The sequence below is a fragment of the Pseudoalteromonas sp. AS84 genome (assembly GCF_038900255.1).
In the GTDB taxonomy this organism is placed as follows: Bacteria; Pseudomonadota; Gammaproteobacteria; order Enterobacterales; family Alteromonadaceae; genus Pseudoalteromonas.
Genome location: NZ_JBBMQY010000006.1, coordinates 98,804 through 117,327, shown reverse-complemented (window position 1 = coordinate 117,327; position 18,524 = coordinate 98,804). Strand labels below are relative to the sequence as shown.

Here is an 18,524-nt window from a genome sequence, read left to right as displayed (position 1 = left end):
GATTAATTATTGCCAAGCTTATGGTAGAATCCCAACCTCAATTTTTCATAGAGTAAGATCACGCAGATAATGACCGCATCTTCACTTAATTCACGAGAAAAACGCGCCGCAGTATCGCTGGCGAGTGTGTTTGCATTTAGAATGCTCGGCTTGTTTATGCTGATGCCTGTATTGGCTATTTATGGACAATCGCTTGAAGGTTTTTCGCCTATTTGGATTGGTTTTGCCATTGGTGCGTATGGTTTAACGCAAGCCGTATTGCAAATACCTATGGGTCGCTTATCCGATAAAATTGGTCGTAAAAAGGTTATTGTTGGTGGCTTAGTCGTATTTGCTATTGGCTCTGTAGTTGCTGCATTAGCTGACTCTATTCAAATGGTTACCGTAGGCCGCGCTCTACAAGGTATGGGCGCAATAGCCAGTGCGCTACTTGCGTTTGCCTCAGATTTAAGCCGCGATGAGCAGCGACCAAAAGTAATGGCCGTTATTGGTATGAGCATAGGAATGAGCTTTGCCTTTGCTATGTTACTTGGGCCAATTGTCGCAGCTTCGTGGGGTATTGCGGGTGTATTTTGGTTGACTGCTATTTTAGCTGTTTTTGGTATATTTATAGTGACCATGCTAGTGCCAAATGCGGTAAATAAAGCACCCAAAGGTGATACATTAGCAAGCTTTAGTGATATTAAAAAACTAATTAAGCACCCTCAGTTAGCACGATTAAATGCAGGTGTATTGCTATTACATTTAACACTGACCACTATATTTGTCGTACTGCCGAGTCAGTTAATTAAAGATGGCTTGGTTGCAGACCATCACTGGTATTTATATATTCCAGTGCTATTTTTAGCATTCTTATTAATGGTACCAATAATGATTGTGGCCATTAAAAAAGAGAAAGAAAAACAAGCATTTATTGGCTCAGTAGCCTTGTTAACTATTAGTATGTTAGCAATGTCGGTATGGGTTAATAGTGTAGTAGGCATTGCTGTGTGTATGCTGCTTTATTTTGTGGCGTTTAACTTTTTAGAGGCCACTATGCCTGCGCTTGTATCGCGAATAGCACCTGCAAGCCAAAAAGGTTCAGCAATGGGTGGCTACTCATCTAGTCAGTTTTTAGGCGCCTTTTTAGGCGGTATGTTAGGTGGTTATGTAGCACAAACGACAACGACGCAAGCTGTGTTTGCGGCAGCGGCACTTGTTGGGTTAATATGGCTTATTATTGCGTGGAAAATGCAAGTCCCACCCAAAAGTAAAGTTATTAGTTTAATGACCAAATTAGATTCTGAAGAGCATGCTCAAACACTTGCTTCTCAGTTAGTTGCTTTACCTGGCGTAATAGAAGCAACTGTGGTTCGCGATGAAAGTCGCAGCTATTTAAAGATTAATGATAAAGAATTTGACCTAGACCAAGCGCGTAAAGTCGCTGGTTTAATCTAACATTTATAGGAGATGGTTCCATGGCACGCGGTGTGAACAAAGTAATTTTGGTTGGTAATTTAGGGCAAGATCCTGAAGTTCGTTATATGCCTAACGGTAACGGTGTAGCAAATATTACCTTAGCAACTTCGGATAGCTATAAAGATAAAAACACTGGCCAAATGGTTGATAAAACTGAGTGGCATCGTGTTGTATTCTTTGGCAAATTAGCTGAAATTGTTGGTGAATATTGTCGTAAAGGTTCACAAATTTATGTTGAAGGTAAACTTCAAACACGTAAGTGGACCGATCAACAAGGCCAAGAAAAATACACAACTGAAATTGTAGTTGACGGATTTACAGGTCAAATGCAAATGCTTGGCGCACGCGGTGGCGATCAGCAAAGCGGTGGTTATCAAGGTAATCAAGGCGGCCAACAAGGTGGTGGTTACCAAGGTAATCAGCCGCAAGGTGGCCAACAAAGTGGTGGTTACGGTCAAAATAACCAAGGTCAAGGCGCACAGCAAGGTGGCTATAATCCACAGCAACAAGCCGCACCAGCAGCACAACCAAAACCGGCTCCAGCACCACAGCAGCAAAGTAATCAATATCAGCCGCAAGGTGGTTATGCACCACAGCAAAAAAGTGCACCACAACAGCAAGGTGGCTTCGCTCCTAAACCGCAAAACGCCCCGCAAGGTGGTGCATCAAACCCAATGGAACCGACCATTGATTTTGACGACGATATCCCGTTCTAGTGTCCCAACCTTTACAGTGTAAAGATGTATTATAGAAAAGCCCCGTTCATACGGGGCTTTTTTATACGGGTTGTTTAGTGAGGGCACCCAAGAACTATCAATGAATATCGTCATTAAGCAATAAAATGAAATAGTGTTAGTAAGTATGTTAAATTATGGTGAAATTTACATTATCTTTAATTGATATATATATCGTTAACACTTACCATTAAAAGACTTTTACCTTAATTACACAATGAGAAACATGAAAACTAATATCTTATTTTTATTTCTTGTTTTTCTATTTTTGAGTCCAATTTCAAACGCTCAATCTTCTTCAAATGTTACTCATGTTTTATTTATAAATTCAACAAACCAAGATATGCCTTGGCACAAAAGTGTTGATTCTGGACTGCGTAAAAAACTTATAGAACGTTCTTTTAGTTATGAACTCTTCGTTGAAAATATGGATGTAAACCGCTTTGATGAAGCAAATCAAAAACAGTTAATGAAGGACTACCTTAAGCAAAAATATAAAAATAAGCACATAGATATCATTGTTACTCAGTCGCCTTCTGCAGCTGTACTTTTATCGCAATTAGATGATTTTTTTATAAATGCTCCAAGAATATATTTAGAACCAGGCGCTCAATTTAGTTTACCTGAAAGCACCAATGGAGCAGTGATCCAAGCTAAATTAGACTACGCGCAAGCAACAGCAAGCGCTGTTAATTTAATGAAGCCTAAAAAATTAATCGTTATATTAGATACAAAAAATGATATTGGGATGAGCTTTTATCGAGGGCTATTTTCGGTTATTAACCGTGACTTTTCGTATTTAGACGTAGAAAAGTGGTTTGATCTTTCAATGCCAGAGCTACTCACTAGAATAAAAAATGCGCCAGATGATTCAATTATATTGTTTACACCCATTTTCAGGTATTACGATAATAAATCTCTTAGCCCTTATCAGCTAGTAGAGCGATTAGCTGAAGCAAGTTCAGCGCCCGTTTTTAGTTATTGGGAGGTACTATTAGGTTCAGGTGTTGTTGGTGGGTATGTGTTGTCGGGTGAAAAAATAGGCGCACGTATTGCCGATTCGATAATTTTATACAATGAAAATAAAAGCCTAAGTGCAATCAGTGGTGAAGAACTAAGTGTTTATGCTTACGATTGGCGTCAATTAAACAAGTTCGATATAGCTTCACAAAGCTTGCCAGAAAAGTCGATTATATCTTATTACGAGCCAACCTATTTTGAGCAAAATAAAACATTGATTTACAGCGCTACTGCGATTATCTGTATTCTTAGCAGCTTTTTAGTTTTCGTATTGTTTTTAAATCAACGCCGCATCCAACTTTTAAAAGAGCTTGATGAAGAAAAGCAAAGATTAGAGTCTCGCGTTGATCTGCGTACTGAAGAACTGTTGCAAGCCAAAGACGAGGCCGAAAAGCTGACATCCGCTAAGTCTGAATTTTTAGCAAATATGAGTCATGAAATTAGAACGCCTATGAGTGGGATTATTGGCTTAACCAACATTTTGCTCGAAAAAGGTTTGCCTGGGGAATATGAGCATTATTTAAATAAAATTAAATATTCTTCAGATCAACTCCTTGTAGTTATTAACGATATTTTAGATTTTTCAAAAATTGAGTCTGGAAACATTAACCTTGAAGAATTTCCTTTTTCTGTAAATTCGGTTGTTGACTACATCAAAGCAACTTTTGATGAGCTAGCTCAAAGCAAAGGGATCACATTTGATATTGTCATTGGTGAAGAGGTCAAACTTAATTTAATTGGTGATGTAGTTCGAATAAACCAAGTACTGCTAAATTTATGCTCTAACGCAATTAAATTTACTACACAGGGCTTTGTATCGGTATTAATAGAATCAAAAAGATCATTAGCCGATCCTAAGAGTGTTTGTTTGTATTTTATTGTTAAAGATTCAGGTATTGGCATTGCCGAGCAAAGCCTTGCCGATTTATTTGAATCTTTTACTCAAGCTGACAGCTCTACAACTAGGAAGTTTGGCGGCACAGGTTTAGGCTTAACTATAAGTAAGCGTTTATGCCAATCGATGGGGGGAGATATAACGGTAAAAAGCACTCAAGGTGTAGGTAGTGAATTTATAGCTTCAATTAAGGTGAAACTGAATAACCAAGCGTTAATTGATGATACTCCTAACCTAACTTTTACTGATGCGTTTGAAGTACTAATTGTAGATGATAATGAAGATGATCTTAAGGTAATTGAAAATCAGCTAACGGCTATGGGGCTAGCATGTACGGCCTGTCAATCTGCTAAACAAGCTATTGATATTATTGAACACAATAAAGAGAAATTTAAAGTTATTATTGTCGACTGGACAATGCCATCAATGAGTAGCGAAACTTTTTTAATACGCATTTTTAATATTAACCCTCAACTTTATGCCAACACTATTGTGCTTATAATGAGTGACGAAAGTTTACTAAATAATGGAGCCAAAAAAGTAAGTATAAAAACTATTTTGCAGAAACCTGTATACACGAGTGTTTTGTATGAGGCGATTGAAAGTAAAGTAGTAGGCTCTCTGAATGAAGTGCCTGTGGTAAATGCAGTAAGTGAAAAGTCGCTAGCAGGTATCAAAATATTAGTTGTGGAAGATAACTCGATCAATAAACTAATAGTTACAAACATACTAGAAAATGCGGATGCTCAAATTTATTTGGTCGACAATGGACTAGAATGTATTCAAGCCGTGAAATCGCAATCGTACGATATTATTTTGATGGATATTCATATGCCTATTATGGATGGGGTTGAGGCAAGTAAAATTATTCGTAACGATAGTGATAAAGCAATCGCAAATATTCCAATAATTGCTTTAACAGCTAATGTTATGAAAGATGATATTACACGATACTTATCCATTGGCATGAATGCCCATGTTGCAAAGCCTATTAAAGCTAAAAATCTACGTGAAACTATAATCCGCTGTTTAAATAACTGAGCCGTTAAAGTGATTTAATAATTATCCATATTAAGTACCTATCGTAATATCGTCCGTTGGCTTGAGCCTATTTTGGATAACTTAAAAAGACAATTCATAAAATAGAATTTTCCTCACCGGTTGCTATATGAGATCTCATACATCCTTTTACCATATGTTTATTTCAGCAAAGGTTGAATTATCAATGTCAGAAGTTAGTGAGTTGGGCACTATAAACAAAGCAAACAGCTTCGCTGCACATAGTACAAACAAAACGCGCTTAAGCTTGAGGATTCAATTTAATCTATTTATAAAATAAAGGGCATCGTTGTTTGTTTGTGTAAGTTCTCGTTTATCTGAGTGTTTTTTGTTTAGCACTATTAATAAACGTTTAAACTTAGTTTATAGCCTTGTACTTCTATAGATATTGAACAACACTTTAGTTAATAATTTAACGAGTGGCAGGCTATGCAAAAGAGTAAAATCTGGCTTTTCAAGTACTTCAAAGGTATCTCTTTTGTCTTATTTTTAATGATACTTATTAGTTTTAATTTTATTTTAAATGATGCATTACATCAAAAAGTTCATGCTTCTGGTCAGCAGTTCGTTAAACACGTTTACGAGCTGAATTTATCTCCTTCTATAAACAATGAAGTGTTGGCTGCATTGGCTAAAAGTGAAGGTTTTATGTTGGAAGTGCCAAAGCCTGCAGAGCATTTTAAGCATTTAGTGAATATAGAGCGCGAAGTTTTTTCTTACAAAACATTAAATTTGAGCCTCTATCACTATCCTGCTTGGGTAACACAAAGTTACTTATTTATATTGCTAAACTTGATCATATCAGGCGCCGCTGGCTGGTCTTACCGCTGGTGGGGTTTATTGAATGTAAGTCGTAAAATTACGCCCAAAAATACAATGATACAACCTACTAAAATTATTAAACAAACACAAAATAAAATACGATTAATTAAACAAGTAAAAAAATGCGAATTAAGTTCTTTGTATGGGGTTAATAGAGCATCACATAGCTTATTTTTACTCATTGAATGTGACTTTGATAAGAAAACCGATAAAGAAGTTATTTTTAAAGTGTTAATCACTAGAAAATTGACTGGATTTAAAGATGTGTCGGTAAAAATACTAAATTCCAATTACTTAGCCATCACCTTGCCACATATATCTACTCCCGAGTTAGACAGCTACGTTGAAAAGCTTCATCAGAGCGTGTTTTTACTATGCCAAAATTACCAAAAAAGTATGACTCATAAAAACATTAAAATAGGTGCGTGCGACTATCGAGTAGGCGCAGATAAAATTGCGGTTTATCAGTTAGCAAAATCAGCACTTATGCTATCGCAAAGCAGCTCAGTACAGCACTATCACCGCTTAGCGTTAAATTATTACCAAGAAAAACCACTCTCAAGTAAACAGGTTATCGAAAATATTAAAAAGAATAAGTTTATATTATTTTTCCAACCTTTATTTGAGCTCTCTAGTGGGGAGATTTTAGAACATGAAGCGCTTATTAGGGTTAGGCATAGTCAACTTGGATTACTAGCTGCTCGTTATTTTATTAATCAGGTTTATAGTAATCAAGACGCTTTAATATTAGATAAAGCCGTAATAACACAAGTTAAAAAGCTAATGCTGAGTGAATCTTCGGCTCAAACAGTTAGTGTAAATCTACACCCTAAAAATTGGTTTAACGATGTATTTTGGGAGTGGCTACCTAGTCAAATAGCTGAACTTAAATTAAGTGCTAAATTACAATTTGAAATAAGTGAGACAGAATTTTTTACTCATAGAAAATCGATAACTAATGCACTAAATATAATTAAAAAAAGCCGTTCACAAATGGTAATTGATAATGTAAAAAGCAGTGAGAAGTTAGCTGTATTAGCTGATTATAACCAAGTATGTGGGCTTAAATTATCATACGATCTAATTCATTTGTTAAATGAAAAAACTCAAAATCAAAGGCAGATAAAAAAGATAGTCGAAGCCGCAAACCTTTTAAATTTACCCGTATATGCCGTTGGCGTAGAGACTCAAAAAGAGTTGTTTACGCTTGCCAAGTTGGGAGTGGTGGGAGCTCAAGGGTTTTACTTTTCAGAGCCACTTCAAGAGTTTACGCAAGCGGTATTTCATTAAATTAAGCCTCTATATTTAAGACCATTTAGCCCCTGAAGTCCGCCGGTATGGACCGCAATAATCTTACTCCCAGATGGGAAATAATCTTGCTCAATAAGTTGCCACAATGCATACACCATTTTTCCGCTATAAATAGGCTCAAGCGGTAGGTTGTGTGTGCGGCCTATATCTTGGCAGAACTGCCATAACTCAGGTGAAAATTTTCCATAACCACCACCATGAAACTCTGTGAGTAACTGCCAGTTAGTTTGATTATTAGCTTTAGCGCTGAGCTTTTTTATTTCTTGATTTAAATAATCAGCTTGTTTTAATACCGCTATACCAATAACTTGTGTTGTTGAAGCACTGCCTTCTATTAATCCAGCAAGCGTGCCACCACTACCTGTAGGGCAAGCTAAGTAGTTATGTTCGGGTAAGCTTTGTACTAACTCTTTACATCCTAATAAGGCGTGCTCATTTGTACCACCTTCAGGAATGATATAAGCATTTGGAAAGCGCTCTTGCAAAGCATTAAGGTAATCGGTGTCTTGGCGTTTTCGATACTCTATACGATTAACAACATGTAGGTTCATACCACAATGTTTTGCAAATTGGATTGTTGGGTTGTTGTTATCCAGTTCTGGTCCGCGAATAATCGCGTGAGTTTTTATATTAAATTCTTTTCCTGCGGCTGCGCAGGCGTGAATATGGTTTGAAAACGCACCACCAAAAGTCAGAAGCTCTGTTTTATTTATCTTTTGCATATGCGCTAAATTGTATTTTAATTTACGCCATTTATTGCCACTTATTAGCGGATGGAGTAAATCATCACGTTTTATACCTAAACAAATATTTCTCTTTTTTAGAAACGAGCTATCTAATTGTTGAATATAGTTATTTTCATCTATTTTGAATGTTTCATGCATTTTATTGGTTTTCAATTTGGCAAAGTAGTTAAAATGTACGACACTTATTTCATACTCAATTAACAATAGTAGCTATATGAAAGAAAAGCTGTTTTCATGGTTAAATCGTAGTTTAGATCCAAATACAGCTATTGGTGTTGCAACTTACGCAGATACTGTTAACGCGGTATGTTTAAAAAAACAACGCGACCAATGGATGGTTCACAGTTCTCACAGTGTAAATGTGTCTGAGCAAACCGATTATACCGCTGCAATTGTTGCTTGTACAAATGAGGTGTCTACTGATATTTGTGCAGTTAATTTAGTCATACCGCACTACTTTTATCAAATAGTGCAAATGGATAAACCAAACCTTAGTGATGAAGAAATCATTCAGTCGCTGCCTTGGACTACAAAAGATTTAGTTGATATAGCCTCTGAAAACATTGTAGCTGACTTTATCGATTATCCAATAACGTTACCAATGCAAAGCAGCAAAATGAATGTATTTATTACCAATAAGCTGCAGCTACTTCCGTTTATAGACAGTTTTGAACAAACTAAACCAGTTTTGCGTGCAATGACCTCTGAAGAAATGGTTTTAGTAACTTTATTTGGCTCATACAAAGAGGCGCATATGCTGATTGTGCAGCATGCTAATCATGAACCTCGAATCTTAATTATTCGTGATGGACAATTAGTATTAGCTAGGCGATTAAATGGTTTTTTAGGTATTTCAGATAAGGATCAAAACCAAGAATTAGTAGAGGCGTTAGGGTTAGAAATTCAGCGTTCGATGGACTTTTTTGAAAGCCAGCTCAAGCAACCGCCAATTCGCAGCATACAGCTACAGTGCGATGATTTATCTTCATTAACTCTTAGAGCCGGTCTTGCAGAGTTTTTACAAGTAAAAGTTGTAGATTTTGCGCCTAACTTAGAATTAGCGCAGCAATTAGAGCCAAACTTTTATTATGCGCTCGGAGCAGCCTATCAATTAACAGATCCGGAGTCTGTGCTATGAAAACCCGGATTAATTTTTATCAAAAAACCTTACGAGTACGCCGAGACCCAGTCCCTTTGTCTGGAATGATTACGTTGTGGTTAGGTGCGCTATTAATTATTGCAATCACGTGGGCTTTTTACAGTTATAAAACTTATTCAAGTGAGCTTGATTTAGAACAAAAAAAGGAATATCTCAAACAAGGAAAAGCTCAGTTAGAAGTTGTAAAACAGCAGCTAGCAGAGAAGCAAAATAAAACAATTTTTATTAATGAGCTAAAAACACTTCAGCAAGAGGTTTTGCATAAGCAGCAAATATTTAGTTATTTAGAGCAAAGCTCAGATCAATCCGCAACCGACTATGCGCAGGTTATGCAAGATTTAGCCAAGTATCACGAGCCTAATATCTGGCTTACCCATATTAAATTTGTAGGGCAAAGTGTCACGTTTCAAGGGCAAGTATCGCAGTCAAAATTTTTACCTATGTGGTTTAATAATTTAAAGCAGTCACCTTTTTTTATTGATAAAGAATTTTCAGTTTTAGAACTGTCAACAAAAGATGGTCTGAGTGAATTTAATGTGGCGACCGACCTTGCTGATAAAGGCGCTAAACCATGAACAACAAGAAAGACAAAGGTTGGCCTATTTGGGCAAAGTATCGAGCTCAATTTGCATCGCTGCAAAAGCGTGAGAAGTATTCCACTGTATTTGTAGGCTTATTCATGGTGATTTACCTCGGCCTGTGGTTTGTTATTTTTCCACAGCAAGATGAAGTTGCTCATATTCGCTCTGAACAAAATGCAGCATTGCAGGAGTTACAGCAGATAAATGCGCAACTCTCCATGTTAAATCAAGCACTAAACTACGACTACACTAAGGTTTTACGCAGTCAAATTGCACAAACCAGAGATGAGTTAGCAGAAATAAATAATCAACTTAATAGTTTTAGCCAAGGCTTTGTAGCGGCTAAAAATGTACCTGCCGTTTTAAAAGATTTGCTCGTAGATAGTAGCGACGTAAAAGTGAGTAACTTTAATGTCAAACCAGCACAGGCTATCGATGTAGAAAAACTAGGTGAACATGATACGCAAACATTATTTTTTGAGCATCAGATGGTCGTTACTTTAGAAGGTAGCTACTTTAGCTTACAAAAATATTTAGCCGCATTAAAAAATAATCAAGATAAGTTATTAATACAGGAGTTTAGTTATCAGGTACTAGAGTACCCTCAAGCTGAATTAACTTTACAAATTGCTACAGTGAGCGCTAATGAAAAATTTATCGCATTATAATTTATGTTTTTTATTACTTTTGTTCACTTTCGCACCCAGTGCATTAGCGCAATTACGCGATCCTACTCAACCAAATATGTATGTAAATAACAACAAGAGTGTAACTCAAAACACAGAACTTAAATTGCAATCTATTATTAAAAACAGTACAGCATTTAAGGCTATTATTTCTGGCCATATTTATCGAGTGGGTGATGCTGTAGACGATTTTCGGGTGCTAAGCATAAACTCAAAACAGGTTGTGCTAGCAAATGACGATAAACAAATAAAATTAGAATTATATGACTATGAAATTAAAAAATAATTTATCTTACCCGTGGCTTGTTCTCCTATTATTGCCTACATTTTTAACGGCTTGCCATAGCTTTAAGCCTGGTAAAGAAGTTAAAACTCATATAGAACAAGAGCTGGCTGAAAAACCTGTAGAAGCTAAAGCGATTGCGCCTTTACAGATGCCGAGTGAGCTTACCCAAAGCCTACTATCATCAATAAATAATGAGCAAACTATAAGTGATGATTTATCTATAAAGCGTTTTGATGTAGCCGCTAATGACGTTGAAATAGGCGCCTTTTTTGCAGGCTTAACAGACGATACGCCTTTTAGTGTTGCTGTGCATCCAGAGGTAAATGGTACAATTAGTTTAAATCTTAAAAGCGTTACTTTTAATGAAGTCATTGCAGTTATTAAGCGTATGTATCCTTTAGATATTGTTAATGAAGGACGAATAGTACAAGTACTGCCAGCCAAAATGCGCACAGAAACAATACCTGTAAATTATTTAATGATGCAGCGCCATGGTCAGTCTACAGTGAGTGTGGTTGCTGGTGGGGTTAGTCAATTTGCACAAAGTAGCAGTAGTTCGAGTGGTTCAAGTTCAGGTAATAGTAACCAGCAAAATAATGAGTTTGGCGGCGATAATCAAAGCTTAGATTTAAACGGTTCTCGAATCCAAACAATTAATAAAAATGATTTTTGGAAAGAATTAGAAGTCGCCCTTAAGTCTTTAATTGGCGCAAGCGATGGGCGCTATGTTGTTGCAAGCCCACAAGCTAGTTTGGTAACCGTAAATGCACTACCAAGCGAAATTAGTCAGCTAAAAGAGTTTTTGCGTCAAAGCCAAGAAAACCTGCAACGCCAAGTTATTCTAGAAGCAAAAATAATAGAAGTAACTTTAAAAGATGAGTACCAACAGGGGGTTAACTGGGAGCGTATAGCGAGTGGTTTAGAAGGCGGTATTTCGTTTGCTACAACAGCGGGTTCTACTATTAGTAATAGTATTTCAGCCGCAATTGGTGGAGCGTCATCGCTAACCATTCAAAAAGGAGACTTTAACGGGGTTATTAATTTGCTTGAAACGCAAGGTGATGTGCAAATGCTATCTAACCCTCGAGTTACCGCTACAAACAATCAAAAAGCAGTTATAAAAGTAGGGCAAGACGAATATTTTGTTACTAATGTATCAAGTACGACGGTAACGGGTACTGCTACAACGACCTCGCCTGAAATTGATTTAACGCCGTTCTTTTCTGGTATTGCCCTAGATGTAACGCCGCAAATTGACAAGTACGGCTCAGTTATTTTGCATGTTCACCCTTCAGTAACTGAAACAGAAGAGCAGCTAAAAGTAATTACATTAGACGATCAACGTTTTGAGTTGCCTCTAGCACAAAGTAACATTCGAGAATCAGATACTGTTATTCGCGCTCAAAGTGGCGAAATAGTGGTTATTGGTGGTTTGATGCAAACATCAACACAGGATGAAGAATCAAAAACCCCCGTGTTGGGGGATATCCCACTATTTGGCAATTTATTTAAAAGTATTCGTAAACGCCAAGAGAAAAAAGAACTGATTATTCTAATCAAACCAACGGTTGTTATGCCAGATACTTGGAAAAAACAACAAGGTGAAAGCCGTCAGCTTTTAAAAACATGGTATGAAAACTAACTATGTATTTAAGCTTTTTTAATTTAAGTGAAATGCCTTTCACGTTAACCCCTAACACAGAGTTTTTTTGTGCACTTGAACCGCACCATGAAGCGATGCAAGTGTTAACAACAGCTATTGAAATGGGTGAAGGGTTTATTAAAGTCACTGGTGAAGTTGGGACTGGTAAAACGCTACTTTGTAGAAAGCTATTAAACCAACTTGAGCCAGATTACATTGTGGCTTATTTACCTAACTCTTATTTAAGCCCAGAAGAGCTTAGATGGGCGATTGCCATTGAGCTGGGTATGGATGTAGATAAAGCATTAGATCAGCAAGCACTAGGGCAGCTTATAAATCATCACTTACTCGACTTACAAGAAGATAATGAGCGTGTAGTGCTTTTGATAGATGAGGCGCAATGCTTGAGTTGGGAGACTCTAGAGGCGCTGAGATTATTTACAAACTTAGAAACAGAAAGTGAAAAACTAATTCAAGTTGTGTTATTTGGGCAACCTGAACTTGATGAAAAGCTGGCAAACAACAAAGTAAGGCAATTACGCCAACGTATCAGTTTTTCGTATAAATTACGGGCGATGACTGGCGCTGAGGTTGTTTATTATATTAATCACCGCTTACAAGTTGCAGGGTTTAATAGGCCTCCTTTATTTAATAATAGTATGGGGCTCAAAATTGCTAGAGCTAGCCGTGGAATTCCTAGATTAGTTAATATTTTATGCCACAAAGCACTATTACAAGCTTACGGTGAAGGGTTAAATACAATAACAAATCGCCATATTCAACTTGCCATAAAAGATACTGAAGACTGCGCAAAGTATCGAACCGGACAATATTGGAGCTACAGTGCTTTAATGTTTAGTGTTTTAGCTATTGCTGCCATATGGGTATGGAGGCAGTGGTTATGAGCGTTATAAATAATATGCTTAAAAATATTGAGCAACGAGAAGCTAAACAAGTAAGTACTCAAGGAGGTATAAGCTTAAAGCCGATATATGATGTAAAAAATATTGCATTTAAAGCCGTAATTTTACTTATTATGCTAAGTGTCATTTTTTTAGCATACCTATATTTACCGACCGCCGACAAAAAAGAGACTCAACGTGAGTCTGTGTTACCACAGCAAAAAATGGTCGCGGTTCTAAGCTCTAATTTATCTGATTATCAAGATGAAAAAAGCAATGTAGAACCTTTAGTTGAGCAAGATGTTGTGAAAACGGTTGTGCAAGTTGAGCAAATAAAACCAGAAGTGAATGATTTAGCTGAATCCAAGTTGAGTGAAGCAACATTACTGGTTTCTCAACCAACGGCTGAGCCAGTTGTAATTGCCGAGGTTAAACAAAGCCCTGCACTAGCTAAAGATAATGTACTGGTAACTAGCGAAGCTATTGTCAGCAAACCAAAAATTACTCCAATGATTAAAACTAAGTCTCAAAATACTATGACTAAAAGCGTGGCAGAAGCTAAGTCGCCACAGGCTTTATTGATTGAGCAATTAGCCGCAGCTAAACAAGCAATACAGTTTGGCTTATACAACGAAGCCATTAGTGATTTAAATATTATTTTAGCGCAATCGCCTTTACACGTAGAGGCTCGAAATTTACTAGCTGCAACCTACTTTAAACAACAAGATATAAATTCAGCACAACAGGTTTTGCAATCAGGTATTCGCCAAAACCCTAACGTACTTGAATGGCGTGTAATGCTAAGCAAAATACTCATTATGCAACAACAGTATGAAGGAGTATTACTGCTTTTAAGTGATGAATTTGAGACTCAAGCGAATCTTGATTTTTGGGTGTTGCAAGGTACTGCAGCACAAAGTGCGAGTAAGCACCATAAAGCACTTGAAAGCTTTAAACATCTTACACAACTACAGCCTAGTCAAGCTAAGTGGTGGCTGGCACTTGCAACCTCAAAAGATGCATTAGGAGAGTACCTCGATGCTAAACAGCTTTACAAAGTGGCTCTAGATTTAGGTGGATTAAATACAGCTATGACACAGCATGCATTACAGCGTTTAGTTGCGCTAAAGGAGGCCGTATGAGACCTAGTTTAAAAATGCGCTTAGGGGACTTACTTGTTCATGAGCACATGATCACCGAAGCGCAACTAAGCGAAGCGCTAAACGTTCAAGCTGCAACGGGTCGTAAATTAGGTTCGACGCTTATTACACTTGAGTTTATTAGTGAACCACAACTATTACGTTTTTTAGCGCAGCAATTACAAGTACCTTTTTTAGATATATCACAGCGAAAAATATCAGCTGATGTATCTAAGCTTTTATCTGAGGTTTATGCACGTCGCTACAGAGCATTAGTAATTGAAGACAATGGTGACTCTGTTTTAGTCGGGATGAGCGATCCTGCTGATTTAAGGGGGCTTGATCAACTTGCAACTATGATTGCTCCTAAACGAATAGATTTAGCTGTTGTACAAGAAAGTCAAATAATGGCTGCGTTTGACAACGTATATCGTCGTACAGATGAAATTACTAACTTTGCAGCACAACTCCATGAAGAATATCAAGACGTAGAAGAGTTTGATTTAAACTCTTTAGGTGATGAAACATCTGATGCAACCGTTGTAAAGCTACTGCAATCAATATTTGAAGATGCTGTGCAAGTTCGCGCATCCGATATTCACATTGAGCCAGATGAAGGTTTGCTTCGCATTCGTCAACGTGTAGATGGCATATTACAAGAGCACACTCTTAACCAAGTAAAAATAGCATCGGCACTAGTGCTACGTTTAAAGCTTATGTCGGGATTAGATATATCTGAAAAACGCCTCCCTCAGGATGGTCGCTTTAATATAAAAGTGCGCAGCCATAGTATTGATGTGCGCCTATCTACCATGCCCGTTCAGCATGGTGAATCAGTTGTAATGCGTTTGCTTGATCAATCAGCAGGATTATTATCGTTAGATGAAACAGGCATGCCAGTACATATATTAAAACGTGTACGCAGCATTATAAAACGTCCTCATGGCATGGTTTTAGTTACTGGGCCAACAGGCTCGGGTAAAACAACCACACTATACGGTGCATTAAGTGAGTTAAACCAACAAGAAAGTAAAATTATTACAGTAGAGGATCCCGTTGAGTATCGTATTGGCCGTATTAACCAGGTACAAATAAATAATAAAATAGGGCTGAGCTTTGCAAGTATTTTACGGACCGCTCTAAGGCAAGATCCTGACATTATAATGGTTGGCGAAATGCGTGACCAAGAAACCGTAGATATTGGATTAAGGGCCGCTTTAACAGGCCACCTCGTACTATCAACGCTACATACCAATGATGCAATTACCAGTGCTATGCGCTTAATCGACATGGGCGCACCAGCCTATTTAGTTGCAAGTTCACTGCGCGCGATTATTGCTCAGCGATTAGTAAGACGAGTATGTAATGACTGCAGAGTACCGTACTTGCCAGATCGCCAAGAATTAAGTTGGTTAAAATATTTAGGCGAAGAGATTACAGATGCTCAATTTTCTAAAGGGCAAGGTTGCACCGCATGTAATCACAGTGGCTATAAAGGGCGTGTAGGTATTTTTGAGTTACTCGAAATGGATGATGCGATGATGGATGCATTACGGGTTAACGACACACAAGGTTTTGCAAAGGCAGCTAAAAATAGTGCTAACTTTTCACCACTTTCAACAATGGCACTAAATTACGCTAAGCAAGGTATTACCTCTTTAGATGAAGTATTTAAAGTGGCTGAATATATCCCAGAAATAGTAGGGGATATTGATGCAACTATATAACTATAAAGCGAAAGACAGCAAAGGTGTATTGGTTAAAGGCCAATTAGAAGCAAGTAACCAAGCTGGCGTAGCTGATAGTTTAATGAAGCGTCAATTTATACCAATATCAATCTCTTTAGTTGAAACAAAAAATAATATTAAAATTTTTGATAATTTATTTGTCGAAAAAATAACACTAGACGACATGATTATGTTTTCTAGGCAAATGTATTCGCTATTAAAAGCAGGTATTCCAATTATACGAGCAATGATTGGGCTGGCAGATACAACACAAAATAAAGAATTTAAAAATGTATTGATGGAAGTTACCAGGCAACTTGAGCAGGGCCGTGACTTATCCAGTGCAATGGCGATACATAACGAAGTATTTAGCCGTTTAACCGTGTCAATGGTTATGGTTGGTGAAGGTTCTGGTCGATTAGAGGATGCATTTTACCAACTCGCTATTTATTTTGAAAAAGAGCAAGAAACCCGCAAACGAATAAAAGCAGCAATGCGCTACCCCACTTTTGTTATTTTGGCTCTTGTAGCAGCAATGGTTATTTTGAATATTTTTGTAATACCTACATTTGCGAGCATGTTTGCCAAGTTTGATGCCGAATTGCCGTTAATGACACAAATACTCATTGGGACTAGCAGTTTTTTTGTTAATTTTTGGTGGTTGTTGTTGATCATGGGTATTGGCGCGGTATTCGCTTGGAAGCGTTATTTAAATACAGATACTGGGCGCTTTAAGTGGGATCAATATAAATTAAAAATTCCCTTTATTGGCGATATTCTAAAACGTACTTTGCTTGCTCGCTACAGCCAAAGTTTAGCTATGGTATTGCGATCTGGTGTTCCCATGACCACTGGATTATCGCTTACTGCGCATGCAGTAGATAATAGTTATATGGAAAAAGCGATTGTTACTATGCGCCAAGATATAGAAAAGGGCGATAGTTTACTTAGAGCGTCAAAAAGCTCTGAACTGTTTTCTCAGCTTGTATTACAGATGGTTGCGGTGGGAGAGGAAACTGGTCGGGTTGATGAGCTATTACAAGAGGCTGCTGATTATTATGAGCGTGAAGTTGATTACGATCTACGTAGTTTAACTGCAAAAATTGAACCTATTTTAACTGTGTTTGTTGCCATTATGGTGCTGATTTTAGCGTTGGGTATTTTTATGCCTATGTGGAACATGATGTCAGCGATTAAAGGTAATTAACCAAGTGATTGCGTCAAAGGCTTACTCAAAAGGTTTCTCATTATTTGAGTTAGTTATTGTTGTTATTTTACTGGCAGTAATTTTGAGCTTTGCTATACCTCAATATATAGGTATTAAAAATCAAGCGCATAATGCGAGCGTAGACGCTATTGCAGGTGCTTTCTCATCGGCCGTTGGCATGGTTAGGGGTCAATGGGAATTAGAAGGAAGACCAAGCAGTAGGTCAAACAAAACATTTGTTAATTATGGAGGTGTAATAGTTGGTATTGATGGAGTGTTAGGTACACCAACAAGCGATGAAACAGAAAAAAAAGATACTCGTGCAGAAGCTATAAATGCTAATAAATGTCGCCAAGTTTTAAATGTAATTTTACAAGACGCACCCAGTAGTACGTTAAGTAATGAAATATCAAGAATAAAAAGTGTAAGTTTTTTAGTTAGGTACAATGCAGAAAGTACGCAATGCGACTACTATTTAACTCATACCATTGATATTAAAAGTATACCTACTAATACGAGTGAAATATCAGGTTTAACAGGTTTTTCATACTTTGCTAAAACAGGCAAAGTAAAAATATTTAAAAATTAAGTAATTAAAAAGAGGCTTACTTATGAAAACGCAATCGTTAAAAAGTTTACCAATGAATAAACAAGCTGGTTTTACACTTGTTGAATTGATCATCGTAATTGTTATTTTAGGCATTTTAGCTGTTACCGCCGCACCTCGTTTTTTAAACTTGCAAGGTGATGCAAATGCTTCAACACTTGAGGGTGTACAAGGGTCGATTCGCAGTGGTATGAATATTGTGAATGGTAAGGCACTTATTGCTAATATACAAAATAAAGCAGAAACAGATACTCCAACACCTATTGTTGAAGGCGTAGCAATCCGATTTGGCTACCCTGTGGGGACTATTGATGCATTTGAAGCATTTTTAGATATAGATTTTGCAGATGTAACCGATGATCCTACTATCGCTGATAGTACTGACTTCAATTTGTCAGGAGGGGATGATGCTACAACTCCAGTCATTATTTATCCAAATAGCTACCTAGTCACAGACTCTTGTAAAGTTACTTATACTCCAGCTTTAAACAAAGATACTCCAGCAACAGTTGCTATCGATGTTAGCGATTGTTAATTACATAA

16 protein-coding genes are annotated in these 18,524 nt (G+C 37.2%); 15 read left to right on the top strand and 1 reads right to left on the bottom strand.

Annotated elements, in window-relative coordinates:
- Nucleotides 1-69 precede the first annotated feature (69 nt).
- The 4 genes from WNY79_RS08625 (at nucleotide 70) to WNY79_RS08610 (ending at nucleotide 7,278) form a co-directional block, all read left to right on the top strand.
- The gene (locus WNY79_RS08625) at nucleotides 70-1,437 is read left to right on the top strand and encodes an MFS transporter (RefSeq protein WP_010553785.1); all 1,368 of its coding nucleotides are present in this window, start codon (nucleotides 70-72) and stop codon (nucleotides 1,435-1,437) included.
- A gap of 20 nt (nucleotides 1,438-1,457) precedes the next feature.
- Nucleotides 1,458-2,174, top strand: coding sequence for a single-stranded DNA-binding protein (gene ssb, locus WNY79_RS08620; protein WP_024598062.1), 717 nt, complete (start codon nucleotides 1,458-1,460; stop codon nucleotides 2,172-2,174).
- Nucleotides 2,175-2,418: 244 nt separating this feature from the next.
- On the top strand, nucleotides 2,419-5,148 hold the full coding sequence (locus WNY79_RS08615) for a response regulator (protein WP_342875659.1): 2,730 nt from the start codon (nucleotides 2,419-2,421) through the stop codon (nucleotides 5,146-5,148).
- A gap of 510 nt (nucleotides 5,149-5,658) precedes the next feature.
- On the top strand, nucleotides 5,659-7,278 hold the full coding sequence (locus WNY79_RS08610) for an EAL domain-containing protein (RefSeq protein WP_342875658.1): 1,620 nt from the start codon (nucleotides 5,659-5,661) through the stop codon (nucleotides 7,276-7,278).
- Here WNY79_RS08610 and WNY79_RS08605 read toward each other — a convergent pair.
- Nucleotides 7,275-8,183: a pyridoxal-phosphate dependent enzyme gene (locus tag WNY79_RS08605; RefSeq protein WP_076925414.1), complete on the bottom strand. Its 909-nt coding sequence runs from the start codon at nucleotides 8,181-8,183 to the stop codon at nucleotides 7,275-7,277. The two genes, WNY79_RS08610 and WNY79_RS08605, sit on opposite strands and share 4 nt — an antisense overlap.
- A 76-nt stretch (nucleotides 8,184-8,259) precedes the next feature.
- Here WNY79_RS08605 and WNY79_RS08600 point away from each other — a divergent pair, with 76 nt between their 5' ends.
- From WNY79_RS08600 to WNY79_RS08550, 11 genes are read left to right on the top strand one after another with little or no spacing between them, the layout of a single operon-like run.
- Complete coding sequence (locus WNY79_RS08600; protein ID WP_024598058.1) at nucleotides 8,260-9,183, top strand: hypothetical protein; 924 nt, start codon at nucleotides 8,260-8,262, stop codon at nucleotides 9,181-9,183.
- Nucleotides 9,180-9,779, top strand: a complete 600-nt coding sequence (locus tag WNY79_RS08595) for a PilN domain-containing protein (protein ID WP_231616675.1) — start codon at nucleotides 9,180-9,182, stop codon at nucleotides 9,777-9,779. The genes WNY79_RS08600 and WNY79_RS08595 overlap by 4 nt, the downstream gene beginning before the upstream one ends.
- Nucleotides 9,776-10,453 (top strand): agglutinin biogenesis protein MshJ, encoded by a 678-nt coding sequence (locus WNY79_RS08590; protein WP_076925384.1) that lies wholly within the window; start codon nucleotides 9,776-9,778, stop codon nucleotides 10,451-10,453. The genes WNY79_RS08595 and WNY79_RS08590 overlap by 4 nt, the downstream gene beginning before the upstream one ends.
- Nucleotides 10,431-10,757: an agglutinin biogenesis protein MshK gene (locus tag WNY79_RS08585; protein ID WP_024594540.1), complete on the top strand. Its 327-nt coding sequence runs from the start codon at nucleotides 10,431-10,433 to the stop codon at nucleotides 10,755-10,757. The genes WNY79_RS08590 and WNY79_RS08585 overlap by 23 nt, the downstream gene beginning before the upstream one ends.
- On the top strand, nucleotides 10,735-12,399 hold the full coding sequence (mshL, locus tag WNY79_RS08580; protein WP_342875657.1) for a pilus (MSHA type) biogenesis protein MshL: 1,665 nt from the start codon (nucleotides 10,735-10,737) through the stop codon (nucleotides 12,397-12,399). The genes WNY79_RS08585 and mshL overlap by 23 nt, the downstream gene beginning before the upstream one ends.
- 2 nt (nucleotides 12,400-12,401) lie before the next feature.
- On the top strand, nucleotides 12,402-13,304 hold the full coding sequence (locus tag WNY79_RS08575) for an AAA family ATPase (protein WP_182752290.1): 903 nt from the start codon (nucleotides 12,402-12,404) through the stop codon (nucleotides 13,302-13,304).
- The gene (locus tag WNY79_RS08570) at nucleotides 13,301-14,443 is read left to right on the top strand and encodes a tetratricopeptide repeat protein (protein WP_342875656.1); all 1,143 of its coding nucleotides are present in this window, start codon (nucleotides 13,301-13,303) and stop codon (nucleotides 14,441-14,443) included. Before WNY79_RS08575 ends, WNY79_RS08570 begins: the two co-directional genes overlap by 4 nt.
- Complete coding sequence (locus WNY79_RS08565) at nucleotides 14,440-16,167, top strand: ATPase, T2SS/T4P/T4SS family (protein WP_342875655.1); 1,728 nt, start codon at nucleotides 14,440-14,442, stop codon at nucleotides 16,165-16,167. The genes WNY79_RS08570 and WNY79_RS08565 overlap by 4 nt, the downstream gene beginning before the upstream one ends.
- Nucleotides 16,154-17,374 carry a type II secretion system F family protein gene (locus WNY79_RS08560; RefSeq protein ID WP_342875654.1) on the top strand — a complete coding sequence of 407 codons (1,221 nt, stop codon included), beginning with the start codon at nucleotides 16,154-16,156 and terminating at the stop codon, nucleotides 17,372-17,374. The genes WNY79_RS08565 and WNY79_RS08560 overlap by 14 nt, the downstream gene beginning before the upstream one ends.
- Nucleotides 17,375-17,378: 4 nt before the next feature.
- Nucleotides 17,379-17,963 (top strand): prepilin-type N-terminal cleavage/methylation domain-containing protein, encoded by a 585-nt coding sequence (locus WNY79_RS08555; protein WP_170072585.1) that lies wholly within the window; start codon nucleotides 17,379-17,381, stop codon nucleotides 17,961-17,963.
- A gap of 22 nt (nucleotides 17,964-17,985) precedes the next feature.
- Complete coding sequence (locus WNY79_RS08550; protein ID WP_342875653.1) at nucleotides 17,986-18,516, top strand: prepilin-type N-terminal cleavage/methylation domain-containing protein; 531 nt, start codon at nucleotides 17,986-17,988, stop codon at nucleotides 18,514-18,516.
- Nucleotides 18,517-18,524 lie beyond the last annotated feature (8 nt).

Excerpts from the sequence above, each read along its gene's own strand:
- WNY79_RS08625 (WP_010553785.1), top strand. The coding sequence starts at position 70 with ATGACCGCATCTTCACTTAATTCACGAGAAAAACGCGCCGCAGTATCG.
- ssb (WP_024598062.1), top strand. The coding sequence starts at position 1,458 with ATGGCACGCGGTGTGAACAAAGTAATTTTGGTTGGTAATTTAGGGCAA.
- WNY79_RS08615 (WP_342875659.1), top strand. The coding sequence starts at position 2,419 with ATGAAAACTAATATCTTATTTTTATTTCTTGTTTTTCTATTTTTGAGT.
- WNY79_RS08610 (WP_342875658.1), top strand. The coding sequence starts at position 5,659 with ATGATACTTATTAGTTTTAATTTTATTTTAAATGATGCATTACATCAA.
- WNY79_RS08605 (WP_076925414.1), bottom strand. The coding sequence starts at position 8,183 with ATGCATGAAACATTCAAAATAGATGAAAATAACTATATTCAACAATTA.
- WNY79_RS08600 (WP_024598058.1), top strand. The coding sequence starts at position 8,260 with ATGAAAGAAAAGCTGTTTTCATGGTTAAATCGTAGTTTAGATCCAAAT.
- WNY79_RS08595 (WP_231616675.1), top strand. The coding sequence starts at position 9,180 with ATGAAAACCCGGATTAATTTTTATCAAAAAACCTTACGAGTACGCCGA.
- WNY79_RS08590 (WP_076925384.1), top strand. The coding sequence starts at position 9,776 with ATGAACAACAAGAAAGACAAAGGTTGGCCTATTTGGGCAAAGTATCGA.
- WNY79_RS08585 (WP_024594540.1), top strand. The coding sequence starts at position 10,431 with ATGAAAAATTTATCGCATTATAATTTATGTTTTTTATTACTTTTGTTC.
- mshL (WP_342875657.1), top strand. The coding sequence starts at position 10,735 with ATGACTATGAAATTAAAAAATAATTTATCTTACCCGTGGCTTGTTCTC.
- WNY79_RS08575 (WP_182752290.1), top strand. The coding sequence starts at position 12,402 with ATGTATTTAAGCTTTTTTAATTTAAGTGAAATGCCTTTCACGTTAACC.
- WNY79_RS08570 (WP_342875656.1), top strand. The coding sequence starts at position 13,301 with ATGAGCGTTATAAATAATATGCTTAAAAATATTGAGCAACGAGAAGCT.
- WNY79_RS08565 (WP_342875655.1), top strand. The coding sequence starts at position 14,440 with ATGAGACCTAGTTTAAAAATGCGCTTAGGGGACTTACTTGTTCATGAG.
- WNY79_RS08560 (WP_342875654.1), top strand. The coding sequence starts at position 16,154 with ATGCAACTATATAACTATAAAGCGAAAGACAGCAAAGGTGTATTGGTT.
- WNY79_RS08550 (WP_342875653.1), top strand. The coding sequence starts at position 17,986 with ATGAAAACGCAATCGTTAAAAAGTTTACCAATGAATAAACAAGCTGGT.